This window comes from Nocardia sp. NPDC058058 (assembly GCF_042885355.1).
Classification (GTDB): domain Bacteria; phylum Actinomycetota; class Actinomycetes; order Mycobacteriales; family Mycobacteriaceae; genus Nocardia.
The window spans coordinates 1,689,116-1,709,287 of record NZ_JBHVSA010000002.1 but is presented as its reverse complement, the minus strand read 5'-3'; the positions used below and the strand labels follow the sequence as shown (position 1 = coordinate 1,709,287).

The 20,172-nt window shown below is 67.8% G+C and carries 15 protein-coding genes; 7 read left to right on the top strand and 8 right to left on the bottom strand.

Features of this window, described 5'->3' with window-relative positions; translation table 11 throughout:
- Window positions 1-166: 166 nt before the first annotated feature.
- Window positions 167-1,624 (bottom strand): hypothetical protein, encoded by a 1,458-nt coding sequence (locus ACFVUS_RS22530; protein ID WP_387769345.1) that lies wholly within the window; start codon window positions 1,622-1,624, stop codon window positions 167-169.
- Window positions 1,625-1,774: 150 nt separating this feature from the next.
- On the bottom strand, window positions 1,775-2,485 hold the full coding sequence (locus ACFVUS_RS22525) for a hypothetical protein (protein WP_387769342.1): 711 nt from the start codon (window positions 2,483-2,485) through the stop codon (window positions 1,775-1,777).
- A 339-nt stretch (window positions 2,486-2,824) separates the two neighbouring features.
- Here ACFVUS_RS22525 and ACFVUS_RS22520 point away from each other — a divergent pair, with 339 nt between their 5' ends.
- Genes ACFVUS_RS22520 through ACFVUS_RS22505 form a run of 4 tightly spaced genes read left to right on the top strand, consistent with a single transcriptional unit; the run spans window position 2,825 to window position 9,355 of the window.
- The gene (locus ACFVUS_RS22520; protein WP_387769340.1) at window positions 2,825-4,219 is read left to right on the top strand and encodes a lipase family protein; all 1,395 of its coding nucleotides are present in this window, start codon (window positions 2,825-2,827) and stop codon (window positions 4,217-4,219) included.
- Between the two features lie 59 nt (window positions 4,220-4,278).
- Window positions 4,279-5,106 carry a tRNA (guanosine(46)-N7)-methyltransferase TrmB gene (gene trmB / locus ACFVUS_RS22515; protein WP_387769337.1) on the top strand — a complete coding sequence of 276 codons (828 nt, stop codon included), beginning with the start codon at window positions 4,279-4,281 and terminating at the stop codon, window positions 5,104-5,106.
- Window positions 5,103-5,849: an NYN domain-containing protein gene (locus ACFVUS_RS22510; protein WP_364636430.1), complete on the top strand. Its 747-nt coding sequence runs from the start codon at window positions 5,103-5,105 to the stop codon at window positions 5,847-5,849. Before trmB ends, ACFVUS_RS22510 begins: the two co-directional genes overlap by 4 nt.
- Window positions 5,849-9,355, top strand: coding sequence for an MMPL family transporter (locus tag ACFVUS_RS22505; protein WP_387769333.1), 3,507 nt, complete (start codon window positions 5,849-5,851; stop codon window positions 9,353-9,355). The genes ACFVUS_RS22510 and ACFVUS_RS22505 overlap by 1 nt, the downstream gene beginning before the upstream one ends.
- Window positions 9,356-9,543: 188 nt before the next feature.
- Here ACFVUS_RS22505 and ACFVUS_RS22500 read toward each other — a convergent pair whose 3' ends face one another.
- From ACFVUS_RS22500 to ACFVUS_RS22475, 6 genes are all read right to left on the bottom strand, one after another.
- A complete protein-coding gene (locus ACFVUS_RS22500; RefSeq protein WP_387769330.1) occupies window positions 9,544-11,892 on the bottom strand; it encodes a DUF2339 domain-containing protein in 2,349 nt (782 codons plus the stop codon).
- A 137-nt stretch (window positions 11,893-12,029) separates the two neighbouring features.
- Complete coding sequence (locus ACFVUS_RS22495; RefSeq protein WP_387769327.1) at window positions 12,030-12,848, bottom strand: alpha/beta fold hydrolase; 819 nt, start codon at window positions 12,846-12,848, stop codon at window positions 12,030-12,032.
- 55 nt (window positions 12,849-12,903) lie between these two features.
- Window positions 12,904-13,566, bottom strand: coding sequence for a DUF1707 domain-containing protein (locus ACFVUS_RS22490; RefSeq protein WP_387770128.1), 663 nt, complete (start codon window positions 13,564-13,566; stop codon window positions 12,904-12,906).
- Between the two features lie 102 nt (window positions 13,567-13,668).
- Complete coding sequence (locus ACFVUS_RS22485) at window positions 13,669-14,367, bottom strand: response regulator (protein WP_387769324.1); 699 nt, start codon at window positions 14,365-14,367, stop codon at window positions 13,669-13,671.
- Window positions 14,364-15,593 (bottom strand): MacS family sensor histidine kinase, encoded by a 1,230-nt coding sequence (gene macS, locus ACFVUS_RS22480; RefSeq protein WP_387769321.1) that lies wholly within the window; start codon window positions 15,591-15,593, stop codon window positions 14,364-14,366. The genes ACFVUS_RS22485 and macS overlap by 4 nt, the downstream gene beginning before the upstream one ends.
- Window positions 15,526-16,737: an AI-2E family transporter gene (locus tag ACFVUS_RS22475; RefSeq protein WP_387770125.1), complete on the bottom strand. Its 1,212-nt coding sequence runs from the start codon at window positions 16,735-16,737 to the stop codon at window positions 15,526-15,528. The genes macS and ACFVUS_RS22475 overlap by 68 nt, the downstream gene beginning before the upstream one ends.
- 287 nt (window positions 16,738-17,024) lie before the next feature.
- On the opposite strand from ACFVUS_RS22475, the gene ACFVUS_RS22470 reads away from it, so the two are divergent.
- From ACFVUS_RS22470 to ACFVUS_RS22460, 3 genes are all read left to right on the top strand, one after another.
- Window positions 17,025-18,542 (top strand): adenylate/guanylate cyclase domain-containing protein, encoded by a 1,518-nt coding sequence (locus ACFVUS_RS22470; protein ID WP_387770122.1) that lies wholly within the window; start codon window positions 17,025-17,027, stop codon window positions 18,540-18,542.
- 4 nt (window positions 18,543-18,546) lie between these two features.
- Window positions 18,547-19,683, top strand: a complete 1,137-nt coding sequence (locus tag ACFVUS_RS22465) for a YbhN family protein (protein ID WP_387769318.1) — start codon at window positions 18,547-18,549, stop codon at window positions 19,681-19,683.
- 109 nt (window positions 19,684-19,792) lie between these two features.
- Window positions 19,793-20,170, top strand: coding sequence for a DUF3054 domain-containing protein (locus tag ACFVUS_RS22460; protein WP_387769314.1), 378 nt, complete (start codon window positions 19,793-19,795; stop codon window positions 20,168-20,170).
- Window positions 20,171-20,172 lie beyond the last annotated feature (2 nt).

Sequence of the window (20,172 nt, the reverse complement as noted above, 5' to 3'; positions counted from 1 at the left end):
TTGCGGCAAGGCACCCGCCTCGCCTTGCAGGTAGCTCGTCCCGGCTGGACGGCGTACAAGGACCAAGCGGACGCCCAGGTTCCTGCCATAGAGGTTAACGCCATATATCCCGGCGTATGGAATCGGGTTGTCCAGTCGGTACCGGGTCGAAACCTCCGACCAGCGATTATGCGAAATCGAGTGCGCTCAGGTCACGTTCACATGCCGTCAACAATGCGGGTCGCCGTTGCGCCGCCTGCCGCAGTTGCGCCTCCAATTCCCCTACCCTGCGGTCTGTTTCGACCATGCGCGCGGTACTGGTCCACAGCACGTATTCGGTGAGCCGCTCCTCCGCCTCCACCAGTGCGGTAGCAACCCGCTGCTCCAGCTGCGCCTTCACGTTGACCAGCGCGTCTGCCACCCACTGCCGTAAATGAGCGCGCTCAGCGAGCTGTCGGCGCGCCCGCACCACCCACCCCGCGGCGGCCATTCCGAGCACCAAACCGACCGGCACGATGGCGTATTCGACCGCCTCCCACCACGCCAGCGGGATCACCGCCAGCCGCCCGACACCGAACCCTGCCGAGCCCCCTAACGCGATCATCAGATGATCTTCGACACCCCGGCACCTGGGTTCAGGATCCGGACCCACCCCGGGCCGCCGCTCCCGCCGGCCGCGGGCGCTCCCGGCGGGCAGATCGGGCGGCGCCGAATCCGGAGCGCGCACCGCCTCGGCGAGTAGCCGATCCAATTCGGCGAGGCGGCCGTGCGTATCGCGGTCGATATCCCGGGTGATCTTTTCCACCGAATCCTGCAACCGCTGTGGATAACCGGCGTGCGCCCCGCGCGGCAACCGCTCGATCTCGGCGCGGGCCGCGGCGTTCACACCGCGAATCCGGACACCCGCCTCGTGCAGCAGATCCACCCGCGCCAAATGCAGCCGATTCCGGATCATCACCATGGCCGTTCCGCGACCACCGTCGTTCACCGCCAGCAATGTCGCCCGCTCCGCCCGCAGTGCCGCCACATCACCGCCGGTGCGCAATTTCGCGAGCTCGCCTTCGATCCGCGCGCGTGTCTCCGCGACCACCCGTTCACACACGATCCCGGCTTGATCCCGCACGGCCCCGGCACCGACGGCCGCCACCAGCCGGGCATGCAATTCCCCGATGCCGGAGCGATCCCCCAGTCCCGCATCCCCGTTCATGCGCGCCACCACCGCCATGCGGGCCGAAATCGGGACCATCTCGACCGGCTCGTGCTCCGACAGCAACTCGATGTCCCGTTCCCACACCTCCCGCCATTCGGGGTGGGCATGGAATCCGGCCAGCGCGAACACGATCCGAGTGCCCTCATCGCGCAACCGTTGCACCATCCCCACCATCGCCCGCCCGATCGGCGCTCCCGCGTCGAGCACCACGCAGGCCACCACCGCCGGTCGGCGCGGTTCGTGACGCTCCGCATCGGCCGCGAGCAGCTCCACACGCGGTGTGTGACCGGCCAATTCGGCCCGTAGCAGCGGGATATGCACATCGTCATCCCCAACCAGCGCCACCGCCCCTTGGGAGACCTGTGCACAACTTCGCATTGCCAATAGCAATGCCATGCCGTGCGGATTCCAGCGCGTCACAATCGCTTCCGCCATCGCCGAGAGACCCGTCGGCCGCACCTCGGACACCCGAGCTGCGGATAGCGGTTCGGGTGGTGGCAGCGTTCTCTCGACCGGCGGCAGATCCAGTGCGAAAGGGAGCGGGGCCATTCCGTTCAGGGGTTCGGGTTCACGATCCAACGCTCGTTATTCGTTGCGAGGGGCGGACCGGGTGGGGATGTCGGCGACCGCACCCGCGATTTCCGCCGCCGCCCGTTCATAAAGGCGATGGAGCGCCCGATAGATAAGGTCTATTCCGCTGGCGGAGTGCAGGATCTGCAGTAACGGTTGCGGGGCCAGATCGGGGGCGTGCCGCAGCGCGGCGAGGGCGCAGGCGACACCGTGCAGCTCCCAGCGCTCCAGTAATTCCACGCGGGCCGGGGCATCCTCGGCGACGGCCGGATCCGCGAAGAGATCCGCGGTCAGCGTGAAGGCCGGATCCGCGCTGTCGCGATGGCGGCGCAGGGTGCGCAGATCCGCCTCGGTGAACATGCCCGCACGGGTGTGCACAGCCAGGCAGGCAACGGCGGGAAGGGTGTGGATACCAAGGGTTTCGCTGTACCGGGCGGCAGCCTGAGCGGCGTCGGACCAGCGGGAACCGATGGCATCGGCCTTGTTGAGAACCACCAGGGTGCGGTCCGGGCGCAGCGGTTCGAGCACACGGCGATCAGCGGCACCGAGCGTGCCGGGCAGGACATAGAGGATCAGATCGCCGTCCAGGATCGGGTCCGGATGTCCGGGATCGTCCACGGGCACGGTTTCCTCGGCGGTATTGAGGGACAATGCGTTTCGCAGCGTGGACTTACCCGCCCGGGCGCGGCCGCTGACCTGGATACGCGGTGATCGCCCGGCAGGCACCGGACGAGCCTAGCCGCGGCGCGAGCGGACCGAACCGCATTCCGCGCAACCCGCCCGGTCTGCCGCAACTGCCCGGTGCGGTCGGCACGATATCGCGGGATCGGACCGGCACGACCGCCTGCCGCGATGCGCTCAGCGAGACCGCGCGGTCCGACCTGTGCGGTGAGAAATCCTCGTGAAGTGCGGGTTTATCTGTGCGACAGCATAATTCGATGCAACTGCTCTTCACAGACACCGCGATCTCACCTAGGGTTTCGATCCGGTCGGCTACCCAGCCGCCCACGGCGACGGCGGTCCCCTCTCGGGTCCGGCAGCCGGACTCATACAGGGAGACTCGTCATGACTGTCACCGCTGATGTCCCGGCTCCGGCCGATTACCCTGCGGGACAGCTCGATTCGCCCGTGCTGCCGCGGGCTTCGGATACGGAATGGCGCCCACCGGCCGCGGGTCGCCCCCTGCCGCCGCGCGCGGATCCGTTCTTCCGCGCGCCGAGTGGGTTCGCCACGCAGGATCCGGGAACCGTACTGCGCAGTCGCCCTGTGGAATTGGCGCTGCTCGGGGTGATTCCGCAACAGGTGACGGCGTGGCAGCTGCTGTATCGCAGCAGTGATCTGCATGGGAATCCGGAGGTCGCGGTCACCACGGTGCTGTTGCCCAGGGGCGCGACACCGAACGCGGAACGGCCGCTGCTCGCCTTCGGAACCGCCATCGACGCGGTGACCGATCGGTGCGCACCCTCGTACGCGCTGCGCCGGGGTGCGCTCTCGCCCGGCTCGATCACGCAGTTGGAGTGGTTCCTGGTGGCGAACGCGCTGCGCCGCGGTTGGTCGGTGAGCATCGCCGATCATGAAGGCCCGCACGGGAATTTCGGGGCTGCCCGCGAGCCCGGGTACCGCACGCTCGACGGTATGCGCGCGGCACTGCGGTTCGCTCCGCTGGGATTGCGGGCGGACACCAAGATCGCGGTGTGGGGCTATTCCGGTGGCGGTATGGCGAGTTCATGGGCCATCGAGATGGCTCCCGGGTACGCGCCGGAGCTGAATATCGTGGGTGCGGTGCTCGGCGCGCCGGTCGGCGATCCGCGCGAGGTGTTCCTGCGCCTCGACGGCGGCCTGTTCACCGGTTTCCCGGCGATCGTGATCGCCGCGCTGGCGCGGGTGTATCCGGCCATGGCCGAGGTGGTCGACCGGGATTTCACCGATCAGGGCCGCCGCGTGCTGGATCAGGTGCGGACCCTGGGTCCGATCGCCGCACTGCCCTGGCTGGTCGGCAGCCGGGTGGAGGACTACCTGCGCCGTCCACTGCATGAGGTGCTGCCCGAACTAGAGGACATGTTCGACGACATCCGGCTCGGCGGCACGGCTCCGGCCTGCCCGGTGCTGGTGGTGCAGCCGGTGCATGACCAGGTCATCGATGTCGCGGGTATCGACGGTCAGGTGGAGCGCTATCGGGCGGCGGGCGCGGCGGTCTGGTACATCCGCGATCGGTTGAGCGAGCATTTCTCACTGCTGCCGCTGGCGACGCCGTTGAGCCTGGATTGGCTGGCCGATCGGATCGCCGGGAAAACTCTCACAGAACCCACAACCAAGACCATCTGGTCGGTGGCGCTCCGGCCGGAGCTGTGGCGTGGTCTGGTGGAAATGGCAACTACCGCAATGCGTGTCACGCTCGGACGGCCCCTGACACCGGAGTCGGAGCAGGTCACCGCCGAGGCGCCGGAGCTGGCAGCCTGAGTGATGACGCACGCCCGAACGCGTGGTCGATCGCTGCGCTAATTACTCAATACTGGACAATGGACGCCGTGAACGACGCCGCGAACCCCACTGCCGAGCCAGTCCCCGGACCGCGGTCCGCCGATCTCAATGGTGACGCCGATCACCCCGTCGAGGGTGTGCCGCGCGCGGTGGGCGGCAACCGCCTGTACCCGCGGGTCACCAGTTTCCGCTCACGCCGCGGCGCGCTGACCCCGCCGCAGCAGGAGTCCTGGACCCGGATGTGGCCGCGCATCGGCGCGGATGTCTCCGATAAGCCGCTGGACGCCGATGCCTGGTTCGGCCGCTCCGCCCCGCTGATCATCGAGATCGGTTGCGGCACCGGCACGGCCACCGCCGCCATGGCGCAGGCCGAACCGGAGTTCAATCTGATCGGCATCGAGGTCTACAAGCCGGGTCTGGCGCAGCTGGTGCAGCGGGTGGAACGCGAGAACATCGAGAACATCCGGCTTTTGCGCGGCGATGCCGTGGACGTGCTGGAAAACATGATTGCTCCGGAATCGCTGACAGGTGTTCGCGTGTTCTTTCCGGACCCGTGGCCGAAGGCGCGCCACCATAAGCGCCGGCTGTTGCAGCCCGCGACCCTGACACTTATCGCGAGTCGGCTGAAGCCGGGCGGCGTGTTGCACGTCGCGACCGATCACGCCGATTACGCCGAACACATTGCCGAAGTCGGTAAGGGAGAATCCCTGCTCATCGGCATGAACGAGGCCACGGGTGGGGACTCGGCGCGGTATCTTGAAACCGCACCAATCGGTTTCGAACGTCCGATTACCAAGTTCGAAGGAAAAGGACTCCGCGCGGGTAGCGCCATCACGGAGTTCATCTGGGGGAAGATCGAAGCATGAGCGTCAGTGAGATGGCCCCGGAGGTCGCGGATGTTGCCGAAATAATGCACGGCACTGCTTCGTCCGAACTAACGGGCACCACGGGCCTTTCCGGCAGCAGTACCGACTTCCGTCGCGTACTGCTCGTCTGGGACGCACCGAACCTGGATATGGGACTCGGCGCCATTCTCGGCGGACGGCCCACCGCCGCATACCGGCCGCGTTTCGACGCGCTCGGCCGCTGGCTGCTCGCGCGCACCGCGGAACTGTCGGTCGGCAGCCGTCAGCGCGTGGAACCCGAAGCCACCGTTTTCACCAATATCGCGCCCGGCACCGCGGATGTGGTGCGGCCGTGGGTGGAAGCGCTGCGCAATGTCGGATACGCGGTTTTCGCGAAACCGAAAATCGACGAGGACTCCGACGTCGACAGCGATATGCTCGGCCATATCGAGCTACGCCGCCGCGGCGCGGGCCTGGCCGGAATCATGGTCGCCTCCGCCGATGGTCAGGCGTTCCGCGCACCGCTCGAGGAAATCGCCGCCGCCGGTGTGCCCGTCCAAGTATTGGGATTTCGCGAGCACGCGAGCTGGGCGGTCACGTCGGATATTCTCGAGTTCATCGATCTCGAGGACATCCCGGGCGTGTTCCGTGAACCGCTGCCCAGGGTGAGTCTCGATTCGCTGCCCGACGAGGGAGCCTGGCTGCAGCCGTTCCGGCCGCTGTCGGCGCTGCTCACCTCCCGCCCCGCTCAAGGAGTCGCTTAGTGTTCACCCGCTGGGGCGACCTGGTCTACAAGCTGCGCTATACGGTTCTCGGTATCACCGTCGCCGGCTTTCTCGCGCTCGGTGGTTTCGGGCTCGGGCTGGAAAGTCACCTCAGTTCCAGTGGCTGGTTCGACCCCAACTCGCAGTCGGTTGCGGCTGCGCAGCTGAAGGATTCGACTCAGGGCCGCGATCACAACGCCGACATCCTGCTGCTGTTCACCGCCCCCGAGGGCAAGACCATCGATGATCCGGACTTCAGCAAGACGGTCGTCGACAAGCTCAACAGCCTGCCCAAGGAATATCCGGAGATCTCCAAGATCAACGGTGCCTACTGGCGGACCGAGACCGGTGAATACGTTCCGAACCTCACCGGAACCAAGGACAAGAAGTACGCCTTCGCGGCGGTGTCCCTGGCGGGCAACAACGACAACGACATGCTGCGGAACTACGCCGCGGTCCAGAACGCGTTCAAGATTCCCGGTGTCACCGTCGAGGTCGCCGGGCTGCAGCCGATCGCCTACACGCTGAACAACACCATCGCCAGCGACGTGAAACGCATGGAGCTGCTTGCGCTTCCGGCCGTCGCGGTGCTGTTGTTCTTCATCTTCGGCGGCGTCGTGGCCGCCGCGCTGCCGCTGATCATCGGCGGTCTGACCATCATCGCGTCCAACGGCATCATCATGGCGCTGACCAAGTTCACCGAGGTGAACTCGTTCGTCTCCGCCGTGGTGTCGATGATCGGTCTCGGCCTCGCCATCGACTACGGCCTGTTCATAGTCAGCCGATTCCGTGAGGAATTGGCCGAGGGCTACGACACCAAGGCCGCGGTGCGGCGCTCGGTGATGACCGCGGGCCGCACGGTGACCTCCTCCGCGACCATGATCATCGCGGCCAGCGCCGGCATGCTGCTGTTCCCGCAGGGCTTCCTCAAATCGGTCGCCTACGGCACCATCGCCGCGGTGCTGCTGGCCATGGTCTCGGCATTGACCGTGCTGCCCGCCATGCTGAGCATTCTCGGTCCGCGCGTGGACATGCTGGGGCTCAAATGGATTCGCAAGACCAAGACCGCCGAAGAGGTGGAGAACGGTTTCTGGGGCAAATCCACCGCATGGGTGATGAAGCATCCGCTCAAGGTCGCGATTCCGCTGACCATCGGACTGCTGCTGCTCATCATTCCGGTCAAGAATCTCCAGTTCGGCGGTATCAGCGAAACGTATCTGCCGCCGGACAATGTGACCCGCCTGGCGCAGGAGCATTTCGACGAGCATTTCCCGCTGCGTAAATCCGATCCGGTGCAGCTGGTCATCATCACCGATAATTCGAAGAACATCGGCCCGATCCTGACCATGGCCAACAAGGCTCCCGGCCTGGTGAAGAACTCGGTATTCGGTGTTCCGGCGAAACCGCCGAACGGCTCCAATGTGTGGAGTTCCGAGGCGACCGTCGTCGACAGCGCGCATCCCGAAGACACCGTCAACTATCTGCGGGCGATGGAAGTCCCCGACGGCGTGCAGGTGATGGTCACCGGGCAGCCGGTCATGATGATGGACTCCATCAATTCGCTGCTCGATCTCATGCCGTTGATGATCGGGCTGGTGCTGCTCATCACCACGGTGCTGATGTTCCTCACCTTCGGCTCGCTGGTGCTGCCGCTCAAGGCGGCGCTCATGAGCGCGCTCGGCCTCGGTTCCACGCTCGGCATTCTGACCTGGATCTTCATCGACGGTCACGGTGCGAGCCTGTTGAATTTCACGCCGCAGCCGATCATGTCACCGGTGCTGGTGTTGATCATCGCGATCATCTACGGCCTATCGGTGGACTACGAGGTCTTCCTGCTGTCCCGCATGGTGGAGGCGCGCACCCAGGGTGCGAGCACCACCGAGGCCGTGCGCATGGGCACCGCGCAGACCGGTCGCATCATCACCGCGGCCGCGCTCATCCTGCTGGTGGTGACGGGCGCGTTCGCGTTCTCCGAACTGGTGATGATGCAGTACATCGCGTACGGCATGGTGGCGGCGCTGTTCATCGACGCCACCTTCCTGCGCATGCTGCTGGTGCCCGCCACCATGAAGCTGCTCGGTGACGACTGCTGGTGGGCTCCGGCCTGGATGAAGAAGATTCAGCAGAAGATCGGGCTCGGCGAACCCATCCTCGATGATGAGCGGCCCGGCGGCGGTGAAGTGGTCGACCTGGTCAAGACCACGCCCATCACCGATCCGGTGACCATGCAGATACCTGCGCTCACCGATTCCGCGGCGCTGCGACTGCGCAAGCCGCGGCCCGCGCGCAAGATCGAGATCGACAGCGAGGCGCCCACCCAGCGCATCAGCAAGTCGATGCTGAACAAGCCGGTCGTGGACGTGACCCCGAAGCCGGGCACCGCGAGCGCCCCGCCGAATCCCGAAACATCCTTCCCCGCACCGCAATCCGCCCCGATCCCGGGCAACCTGCCCGCGCCCGGCGCGGGTTCGGGCGGCTCGCTGACCAACCTCGGCGGCACCGCGCAGACCGGCCCCGGCACCACCGATCCCGGCACCGCCGCCAATTCCGGTGCGGCAGTCGGCAATCCGGGTGCGGCGTCCGGCAATACCGGCGCGCCTTCGGGTACTCCCGGTCCGGCGACGAACAATCCCGGTCCGGCTGCCGGCAATCGTGGTGTGGGGTCCGGTGAATCGGGTGCGGGTTTCCGCGCGCCGTTGCAGGAGCCCCCGACCACCGATTTCAGCGCGGCGAAGCCCGAGACCGGCACCGAGTCCGGTGGCCCCGCCGAGCGACCGTCGAACGGTGTTCCCGCGCAAGCGGATAACGGCACGCACGGCGGATTCGCGGCACCCGACTTCAGTCCGGTCGCCGGAACCGGCGTGACGCCTCGAAACCTCGGCTCCGGAGCGATGCCCCCGGGCAGCACGACGCCCGCCGGATCCGATGACTCGACGCGCGCCGCCTCCGGCACACCGCCGAAGCCCGACGCTCCGCAGAACGGATGGTCCACACCCGGCGCAGTCGCGCCGAGCGCGGCACCGGGTCCGGCCGCGCAGGGCGGTCGCGCGCAGGGTCCGGCGGTGCAGCCCCCGATTCCCTCGGTATCGGCTCCGGCCGCTCCCCCGGCTCCCCCCGCTCCGACTCCGGCCGCGCCGCAATCGGATTCGCCGTCCGACGCGCCGCATCCGGTGGGTGCGGAGCGGGTGTTACCGCCGCCTCCGGCCTCGAAGTTACCGCCGCATCCGGCCACCCGGGCGCAGCTGTACCAGCCGCACGAGGCGGAGGAGCTGCTGGAATCGGAATCCGCTGAGACGCAGCCGCATCCGACGCATCACGCGGCCGAGGAACAGCCGCAGCAGGGTCCCGGGCGCAGCAGCATCGAACAGTGGATGTCCGATCTGCGTTCGGCGCGCAAGCGCCCCGGCAAGGCGGAACCCGAGGATGACGACGAGGGTAAGCACCGCGGTGGCGACGGCCGCACGGTGAGCGTGAACGAACTGCTCCGCCGCCAGAACCGCGACTGAATACACGGCAGCACGAACAACTGAATCCGCCACAGCACGAAGAGAGCCCGGCCGAGTCATGAACTCGGCCGGGCTTTTTCGTATCTGTTCTCCCTCATCCGCCCTATCAGGGTGGACAAGGTCGGCGTATTGGCGGGACCTGCCGTGCCGCACGGTGTCAGCCGCGCGGCACAGGTCGAATGGGCCTGTCAACCGCGCGGGTTCGGATCAGCCGTGCGGATGGGATCGGCGGCTTCGGCGAAGGCACGGGCGTAGCGGGTGCCGACCAGTAGGAGCAGGACGCCGACCACCAGGAAGGCGACCGCACGCAGCAGTCCGTCCAGAGTCGCCAAGTCGAACAGAAAGAGTTTGGCCAGCGCCGCCGCGGTGAGCAGCAGGCCCCCGGCGAGCGCGGCCTTCGCCGCCTGCGGGGTGCGGGCCAGCCTGCGCAATCCGAACAGCAGCGCGGCGGTGGCGGCGGCCATCCAGATCACGGTGGCGATGCCGTGGCCCGCGAGGAAGCCGTCATCGCGGCCGGTGGCGACACCGATCGACACGGTCAGCGCGGTCACCGCGTACAGACCCGCGATGCCGCCGACCACCGCGACGGCGGTCGCATCGCTTTCCCGCGTGACCAGCCCCAACCGGCGAGCGCACCAGCTTGCGGCGGCCAATGCCGCCAGTGCGGTGACCGCCGACAGCGCCGTCGAAATGCCAAGTCGTTCTTCGGCATAGAACTGATCGGACAGCGTGGCCGGACCGGCCTTGTCCAGCAGCGCGATCATGCCGATCACGCCGAAGGCCGCGCCGATGCCCGCGGCCAGCCGCGACCGCTGCTGCCCGCCCGCGCCCAGGAATCCGAGCGCCACCAGGAACAGCCCGATCGGCAGCGTCTGCGCGTTCGTCACGCCGACGCAGGCCTCCAGCACCGCGAACGCTCCGGCGACCGCGGTGACGATCGCCAGGTGTGCCGGAATCCGCACCCGCTCAGCCAGTTTCGGTGCCCAGCATGATGCGGCGAGTCCCAGCAGCACGATCGCGAATCCCGCCGAGATCAGCACGGCGGTGCGCCGCTCGAACAGGGCGGGCGCGGCCAGCAGCGGCGTGGTCGCCACCGCGCAGGTCAGACTCGCGGCGATATCCCCGGCGCGCTGCCGCACCACCGTCACCGCGCTGACCAGCCCGACCGCCGCGATGACGATGGCCGCCGCCAGCACCTGGTACCGCTCCCCGCGTGCGGCCTCCCCCAGTCCCGCCGCGGCGACCGCGACCAGCGTCGCCAGCACGGCCGGAATCGTCCGCACCACATGCAGATACGGCCAGTCCCGCACCGATTGCACCGGGGCGGCGGCGATCTGCAACACGATGAGGAACGCCAGCAGTGCGAGCTCGGTGGTGATCACCGGCGACAGCAGTGCCGCCCCGATCAGCACCATGACCGCCAGCCCCTGCGACCCCCAGCGCATGGCCAGCGCCACCCCGCCCGCCGCGATCCCCAGCGCGATCCCGTATCCCACAACGGGATTCACCCATCCGTACAGGGTCGTCATCGCGACGACGGTCAGGTATCCCCCTGCGATACCCGTGGCCGCCAGCGCGACGCCACCCACCTGTCCCCCGGCCTTACCGTGCACCCGCATCCCGATGGCCACCAGCGCGCCCGAGAATGCCGCCCCCACAACAACTCTCGGCACCGGACCGAAGAACCCGGCCTGCGCCGCCAGCACCAGCAGCATCACCACTCCGATCAGCGTGACGCCCACCCCGGCCACCGCCAGCACCCGGCTGACCACCCCTTCCCGCTGCCACCACGGCGCGCGCCGCTCCCGCACCGGCGCTCCCCTCCGCTGCTGCTGCGCGAGCGGCGGCATCGCCCGATACCCACCCTGCGGCTGACTCCCCATCCACCCCGCACGCCCCGTGCCATACCCCGGCTGACCACCCGTGTACCCAGGCTGACCAGCGGTATAGCCGGGCTGACCGGTGGTATAGCCGGGCTGACCGACCCCGTATCCGGGCTGCGCCGCCCCGTACCCGGGCTGTGCGACTCCGAAGCCGGGCTGCCCGGCACTATGACCCGGATATCCTTGGCCCGGAATGGTTCCCGGCCCCGGAGGCACGGTCCCGCCACCGGGCGAACCCCAGTTCGCGGGGAGTCCCGGCCCACGCTCCCCAGCTGCGGCCTGTCCTCCGGCCGCGGGCGGCATCAGCCCCGCGGGCGGTGGAGCGGGTGTTCCCGTACCTGCGGGAATGTCCGCACCATCAGCCGATATCGGCTCCGCCGACTGACCCGAGGGCGATTCGGCGGCACCGGATAGCTCTCCTGCGCCGCGCACGGGTTCGCCCGGAACCGTGCCGGGTGCGGGCATGGGAACGCCCGCTGCCGGTGCGGCAGCGGGCGGGGTCGATGGAACGACGGGTGCTGCGGGACGCGGGGCGACGACCAATTGGCTGCGCAGGACGTCCAGGTCGCGGCCGAGGATTCCCATGTGTTCGCTGAGGGAGGTGAACTCGGTCGACAACCGTGCGATCAAACGGGGATCGATGGCGGTGTTCATGCCGACAATGCTCGCCACCTGCGCCTTCGGCGGGATGAGTAGAAACACTCGGGCACGGCCCGGGTCCTACTCGATTACTCGTGAGTGGCGGCACGGCCCGCGCGCATGCCCGGTCGCGGTGTGCGCGCCATCCCGGGTCAGGCGGATTGAGCCTGCGCGGCGCGGGCGATGGTGGCGCGGATCTCGGCGGTGATGCGGGCGGGGTCCTCGAGCATGGGGACGTGGCCGAGCCCGGGGAGGGGATGGATTTCGAGGGTGGGGGTGGGGGTCAGGGGAGCGTAGAGATGCGGCGGCAGCACCCGGTCGAATTCGGGCAGGAGCAGGGTCGCGGGCACCCCGATCGCCGACAGGTTGGTGAAACCTATTGGGAGAGCTGGATCTTCGGCGAGGTCGTCGAGGATGGTGCAGTGCGCGGGTGCGGCGGCCATGGCGCGAGCGAGGTGTGCGGGGACGGTCGCGGGGTTGTGCGCCAGTAATGGCAGCAGCAGGCTGCGGATCATGGTGGGCAGGGCCGGCGGGGTGTCGGAGCCGAAGCCGATCAGCGGGCTCATGCCGCGGAATTTGCGGACCAGGGCGGCGGAGGACGAGGGTTTGTCCCACAGTCCCGCCGGTGAGATGGCGGTGACGGTGCGGGCGCGACCGCGAGCGGCGAGTTCCAGGGCGATCCAGCCGCCGAGTGAGTTGCCGACGATATGCGCTGTATCCCAACCGGTTTCGTCGAGCAGCGCCTCGGCCCAGTCGGCCAGGGCGGCGACGGTGGCCGGATGCTTCGCGGCGGGGCCGCCGTGATGGCCGGGGAAGGTGGGGGCCAGGATGTCGTGGTCGGCGCGCAGATCGTCGACGACCGGGAGCCAGGATTGCCAGGTCAGCAGCACGCCGTGCAGGAGCAGCAGCGGTGCGCCCCGACCGGTCCGAAGAACTGGTTCCGGGGTCGAGTCCGCTGAGCCGCCTGCCATGGGCGTGACGATACCTGCCGGGACCGGGTGTCGCCGAAACCGATTCGAGCCGGAATCACGCCCCGTTGAGGAACTTCTTCCACTGGGTGCCGAAGGGATGCTTGGCATTGACCGAGCCGAAGCGCACCTTGCCGTGCACGACCAGATGCAGTGGACCCATGGGCGGTCCGGTGCGCACCTTGTTCTCGGCGCTGCCGCCGATCAGATCGAGTCCGTTCAGGTCGACGGTGGCGTCGGCGGGCACGACCAGTTCCAGTGAGCTCAGATAGTCGTCGACCCGGATCTCCACCACCTGGGTGGACATGATGGCCTGGGTGAAGTCCAGCCGCACGCTGCCCATGAACGATTCGATCAGCAGCGTCTGCGGCACATGCCAATTGCCATTGCGCTTGACCCCGGACAGCTTCGCCCGGATGACATTGCCCGGTGCGACCGGATGCGGCAGCCGCGGCCCGTACTGCGGCCGGTTGTAGCCGAATTGCGGTCGCGGCGCGTAGACGAACTGCGGCGCTTTCGGCGCGGGCTGTCCGGCCAGCCGGATGCCCGGCAGATCGACCAGTACCGCATTGAGTTCACCGCGGGTCTTGGCGGCGAGCGCGGTATCCATGCGCTCGGTGAATTCGCCCAGCGACAGCATGCCCAGGCCGACCGCGCGCTGCAGCAGTCGTCCGACGTGTTCGCGTTCTACATCCGATACCCGCAGGTCGCGCTCGCCCACCACGGCGGTCTCGACACCGGGAACCACTTCAGGACCTCCCATGTTTTCGAGGCTACGAGCCGATCGGCCGCCGCGCATCAGGGCAATCCCTGATCCGCGCCCCTATTCGCCGTCGAGGCCCTGTTCGATGGCATAGCGGGTGAGTTCGACACGATTGCCGAGCTGCAGTTTGCGCAGCGTTGACTGCACGTGGTTCTCCACGGTGCGGTGGCTCAGGCTCAACCTGGTGGCGATCTGCTTGGCGGACAGCCCTTTCGCGACCATGCGCAGCACTTCGGTCTCGCGGTCGGTGAGGGCGGGCCGGTGCGGTTCGTCGCGCTCGGGCGGGGTGTTGGCGATGCGCCGGAATTCGCCGAGCACCAGGCCCGCCAGGCCCGGGGTGAAGACGGCTTGACCGGCGGCGGTGGCGCGCACCGCGTCCACGAGTTCGGTGGCGGAGGCGCTTTTCACCAGGTAGCCGATGGCTCCGGCCTTGATGGCGTCGAGTACGTCCTCGCGTTCGGCGGAGGCCGAGAGCACCAGCACGCGGGTGCGCGGGGAGACGCGCAGCACTTCGGCGGTGGCGTCCGCGCCATTGCCGTCCGGCAGCTGCATATCCATGAGCACGACATCGGGTTGGACGGCGGCGGCCCGGCGGCCGGCGGTGGCGACGCCGTCGGCGGTGGCGAGCACCTCGAATCCGGCTTCGGCGAGGTCACGGGCCACGCCCTCGCGCCAGATCGGGTGGTCGTCCACCACCATGATCGAAATTCGTTCGCCCGCGGTGTCTTCGGACACGCTCGCCTCCCGATTCGGTGTCATCGCTGCTGTCTGGGCACCCGGAATTCCCATTCGGCCCCGGTGCCTTCCTCGCCGTCGGCTTCGAAGAGTAGGTGCGCGGTGCCGTCGATGGCGGCGATGCGCCCGATTATGGAGCGCGAAACGCCCATGCGGCCTTGGCCTTCGGCCTCGCGCAGCCGTCCGGCGCTGATGCCGGGTCCGTCGTCGCGCACGCTGACGATGAGTTCGTCACCGGTGTCCTCCAGCAGCACATAGGCTTTCGCACCGGAACCGGCGTGCTGGGCGACATTGGCGAGCGCGGCGGCGACGGCGGCGGAGATCTCCCTGGCCTCGAAGCGGCCGATGGGCACCGGTTCGCCGGGGGTGGAGACCAGTACCGAGGTGGTGGCCTGCGCGGTGAGCAGCGGCCGCAGATCCTGTTCCACCCCACCGGTATCCGCGCGTCCGCCCTGTTCGGAGAGCAGCACCCGCAGCGCGACTTCCTGTTCGCCCGCACGCTGCGCCAGTTCGGCTGTCGGCCCGCCGATTTCGGTGCCGCGCCGTTTGATGTAGCTGAGTACCTGGAGTACGCCGTCGTGTACTTCGCGGGCGAGCCGCTCGCGTTCCTGGGCGGCGGCGGTGAGCCGCACCGCGCGCTGTAATTGCTGCTGGGCGCGGTGCGCGGTATTGGCGGCCAACCCGATCGCGAGTCCCACCGAGACCAGGACGGGTGCGGTGGCATCGCGCCAGATGTCCAGATCCCAGCGGGCGCGCGCGCTGAGAATGGCGGCGGCGATGAGGAATCCGGAGCAGACGCCGCCGAACGGCCCCCACAGAATGGCCGCGGACATCACGGCATTGGCGGCCCACAGTGTGGTCGGCAGCGTCTGATGTCCGTAGTACCAGTCGAAATCCGCGACCAGCCGGGTCGCGAAGATGAGGGCGATGACGACCACGTGATCGCCGATGACGACGGCGGTGCGCACCCGGCGCACATTGTGAATTCGCCACTGTGACAGCAGAATCGCCGAGACCCCGGTCCACACCGCCATGAGCGCGATGAACACCCAGCTCAATCGCTGATTGGTGTAGTGCGAGACGGAGGCGAACTGCTGCCCGATGGCGTACAGCAGGGTGATGAGCCGGAACGCCTGCGCCGCCCGCCACAGCGGGGCGGTGGCGGCGTCGCCGGGATCGGGTTCAGTCCGCAGAGTCACCGGCGGCCGGGGGCTCGGCGGTATCGGCGGACTTGCCGGTGACGGCCGCATCGGATTTCACTGCGGGCGCGGCCAATTGGTATCGCCCGGGATCCGGCGAATCGGGTTCGGCGGCGAACATGGGTTGATGCGGATCACCGGTGTGCAGGTCCTGATAGAGCTCCTCCGGTGAATCGGCCAGCAGCGAGCGAATCGCGGTATTGAGCGCGGCCACGAACGGCACCGCGAGCAGACCGCCCGCGATTCCGGCCAGCACGATGCCCGCCGCGATGGCCAGCACCACGGCCAGCGGATGGATGCGCACCGCGCGCCCCATCAGGAGTGGTTGCAGCACATGCCCTTCCAGCTGCATGACCGCGACGGTGATGCCGAGCACGATGAGCGCGGTGACCGCGCCCTTGGTCATGAGCGCGATGAACACCGCCACCGAGCCCGCGATGAACGAGCCGATGATCGGGATGAACGCGCCGATGAAGACCAGCGAGGCCAGCGGAAGCGCCAGCGGCACACTGAGAATGGCCAGTCCGGAGCCGATGCCGATGGCGTCGACCGCCGCCACCAGCACGGTGGCGCGCACGAATCCGGTGAGGCTGCCGAAGCCGAGTCGGCCGGCCTGGCGCACCCGTTCGCGGTTGCGGGTGGGGATGATCCGGGTGATGAACTCCCAGATCTGATCGCCGCCGTAGACGAAGAAGATGAGGATGAACAGCGTCAGGAAGGTACCGGTGAAGAATTCGCCGATGACGGTCGCGGTGGTCAGCGCCCCGTTGGTGAGTGAGTCCTGATTGGATTCGATGGTTTTGACGATGGTGTCGCCCGCATTGCGAATCTGTTCGTTGGACATGTGCAGCGGACCGTTGATCAGCCAGTCCTGGATCTCGTGCACGCTGGATTTGAACTCGTCGGACAGCTGCGGCACACCGGTGACGAACTGTTCGATGACGAACGTCATGATCCCGGCGAGCAGACCGAGCGAACCCATCAGCGCCACGAACACACCCAGTGATCGCGGCACGCCGAGCCGCTGCATCCAATCCACCAGCGGGGAGAGCAGCGCGGCCCCGAGCAGTGCGATCGACAGTGGAATGGTCACGGTGGACAGCCGGTGCGCCAGCCAGGCCAGCGCGTACACCGCCGCCAGAATCAGCAGCAGCCGCCACGACCATTCCGCGGCCTCACGAACCAGCGGGTGCACCGCGTCCGCGGCAGGCCGCCGAGCCTTGCCCGGTTTGCCGGATTGGCTGGCCTCTGCCCGCGCATCGCTCACGATCGCGAGCCTACTGGGTGACCGACCTACTTGGCCGCCCCATAAACTCGTGCCCCGCATTCGTCACTCCCCGGTCACCTCGAAACCACTCGGCGCGTCGGGGCGTCACTGTTCCCAAGAGTTAACGCCGCCCGAACTGTGCGCCAAAGTCGCGGCGAGTCGGAACCGCTAGATTGGTCTCCGTGTCAGCGCCCCTGGAAGCGGTCAAACAGACCATGCGAACCCGCTGGCCGCTGTACCTCGCATCGATGCTCGCGGCCAACGCGTTCGGTGCCGTGCTCGTGTGGGCGTTCATTCAGTACGGGTTGCCCGTTCCCGAAGGTGGCTCGAGTGCGACACGGCAGACCGGGCTGTTATTGCCCGCGCTCGTATTCATTGTCGGCGGCCTGCTCAGTCTGAGCGCCTCGGCATTCATGTTGCGGCCGGTGATGCGCTGGCAGGTGCGCGGCGGACCGCCGTCCCGGCAGGAGCAGATGGCCGCGCTGCACGCGCCGCTGCGCCAGGCCATCGTGCATCTGGTGCTGTGGCTGGTCGGCGGCGCGGTGCTGGCGTCGGTGATCATCGTGCGCACCCCGGAGCTGGCGGCGGCGGTGATCGTCACCGAATGTATGGCCGCCACCATTGTTTTCGGCTTCACCTACATGCTCGGCGAGCGGATTCTGCGGCCGGTGGCGGCCGAGGCGCTGACCGTCGGCGCGTTCGATCACACGCTCACCGCGGGTGTCGGCACCCGAATGGCCATGACGTGGGGAATGGGCACGTTCGCCCCCGTGATCGCCATTGTGCTGTTGTGCGTCACCCAGATTTCTTCGCGCGTACAGTTTTCCGCGCAGTCGCTGGCGATTTCGATTCTGCTGCTGTGCGGTGTGGTGATCATGCAGGCGCTCGCGCTTTCCATGCTTACCGCGGCGAGTATTTCCGATCCGATTCGCCAGCTCAGCCAGGCTATCGATCGCGTGCAGGAAGGCGCGCGCGATGTGCAGGTGGAAGTTTTCGACGGTTCGGAAATCGGACTGCTGCAGGTTGGCTTCAACCGAATGATGGGTGAGGCGGCCAAACGTCGCGAACTACAGGAATTGTTCGGCCGCCATGTCGGTGAGGATGTGGCGCGGCGCGCGCTGGAGTACGGCACCGAACTCGGTGGTGAAACCCGATTCGTCGCGGTGTTGTTCGTGGATATGGTCGGTTCCACCGCGACCGCCGCGGAACGCCCGCCGACCGAAGTGGTCAGTCTGCTCAACGAGTTCTTCCGCATCGTGGTGGATGTGATCGACCGGCACCACGGGCTGATCAATAAATTCATGGGTGATGCCGCACTGGCCATCTTCGGTGCACCGCTGGATCGTCCGGACGCGCCGACCGCGGCCCTGGCCGCCGCCCGTGAGCTGCGCGAAGCCCTGCGCGAGGTGCCCGGATTGGATATCGGTATGGGTGTTTCGGCGGGTTTGGCGGTGGCCGGGAATATCGGTGGCGCAAATCGTTTCGAGTACACCGTGATCGGTGATCCGGTGAACGAGGCGTCCCGGCTCACCGAACTCGCCAAGGATCGCCCGGAACGCGTGCTCACCTCCAGTAGCGCTCTCTATTTCGCCGATACCGACGAACAGCGGCATTGGGAAACCGGTGAGGAAGTTCAGCTGCGCGGACGCCGCCGCAAAACCCGGCTGGCCTGGCCGAAACAAACTAGCGACCAGTCGGATGCAGACGAGGAGACCGCCCGTTCGTTAGGGTGAGGTTGTGACGGCCCATGGTGAGCTGGCCGGCGAACCTGCGCCGCCCGCGGAGAACTCGCGCCGCGGCAGGTTCTGGTGGGCCAAATGGGTGCTCGGAGCCGCGCTCGCGGCCCTGCTGATTTCCGAGGGCGCTTATCTCTATCCGCGGCTGCACGAATCCTGGAAGAACCTGACCGAAATCCATTGGGGCTGGGTCGCGGCCTGCGTGGTTATGCAGGCGTTTTCCATGAGCGGATTCGGCCGCATCCAGAAACAGCTGCTGCACGCGGGCGGCGTCGAGGTGAGTCAGCGCAAATCGGTGACCGTGGTTTACGGCGCCACCGGCATGGCGCTGACCCTGCCCGCCGGACAGGTGTTCTCCACGGCCTTCACCTACCGGCAGACCCGCCGCTGGGGTGCGAGCCCGATCGTGGCGTCCTGGCAGTTGGTCATGTCGGGCGTGGTGGCGACCGCCGGACTGACGCTGCTCGGCGTGTTCGGCGCGGTGCTCGGCGGTGACAGCATCGGCCCGGCCAAGGTGATTCTGTCGCTCGGCGCGGTGGCGGTGCTGATCTGGGCGTTCAACTACGTGTCCAGGCATCCGGGTGCGATGGAATCGGTCCTGCATCGAATCCTGCATCTGATCAACAGGATTCGCCGCAAGCCCGCCGAGGCCGGGGTGGAGAAGCTCGCCGAGGTACTGCACCAGCTGGAATCGGTGGACCTGGGCAAGAAGGACGGCGCGCTGGTCGCGGCGTGGGCGGTGGTGCATCGGCTGGCGGATGTGGCGTGCCTGGGCGCGGCCTGTTACGCGGTGGGCGCGGATCCCCGGCTGGCCGGGTTGATGCTGGCGTTCGCGGCCGGAAAAGCGGTGGGCACCATACCGTTCGCGCCCGGTGGCATCGTCTACGTCGATGCCACGCTCATCTATTCGCTGACGGCGGCGGCGGGATTGCCCGCGGCGCAGGCGGTCGCGGCGGCGTTCCTGTACCGCCTGGTCAGCTTTATTCTGGTGGCGATCATCGGCTGGATCGTCTTCCTGTTCCTGTTCCGCAAGCCGCAGGCCGATGACGCGGAGTACGAGAAGGAGTTCTCGCAGCGCGGCGGCACCCCGTTGATCACCGATCGCCGCCGCCCGAATTCCCCGCCCGCCGAGTCCTGATCGCCCGGCCGAATCCCGATCGCCCGCCGGTCCCGGTCGCGCTGCCGCCTGGATCGCGAGGAGTGTCCCTGCACGGGGCGCGCCGGAGCCGCCCGATAATCTCGTGCCCGTGAAGAAATTGGTGCCGTTCGTCGTGGATGCCGTGCTGGTGATCGTGTTCTGCGCGATCGGGCGGCGCAGCCATGACGAGGCGGTGCTGGCGGGCATGCTGCGCACGGTGTGGCCGTTCGTCACCGGATTGGTGCTCGGCTGGGTGATCGCGGTCGCGGTCGCCTCCGGGCGCGAGGGGATCAGCGCCGCAAAGCGTTTCGACGGTCGGGTGTTGTGGCCGACCGGGGTGATCGTCTGGCTCAGCACGCTGATCGGCGGCATGCTGCTGCGCGTGGTGAGCGGTCAGGGCACCGCCGTCAGCTTCGTCATCGTCGCGGCGACCGTGCTGGCCCTGTTCCTGCTGGGCTGGCGCGCGGCCATCAAAGCACTGGGCTGATT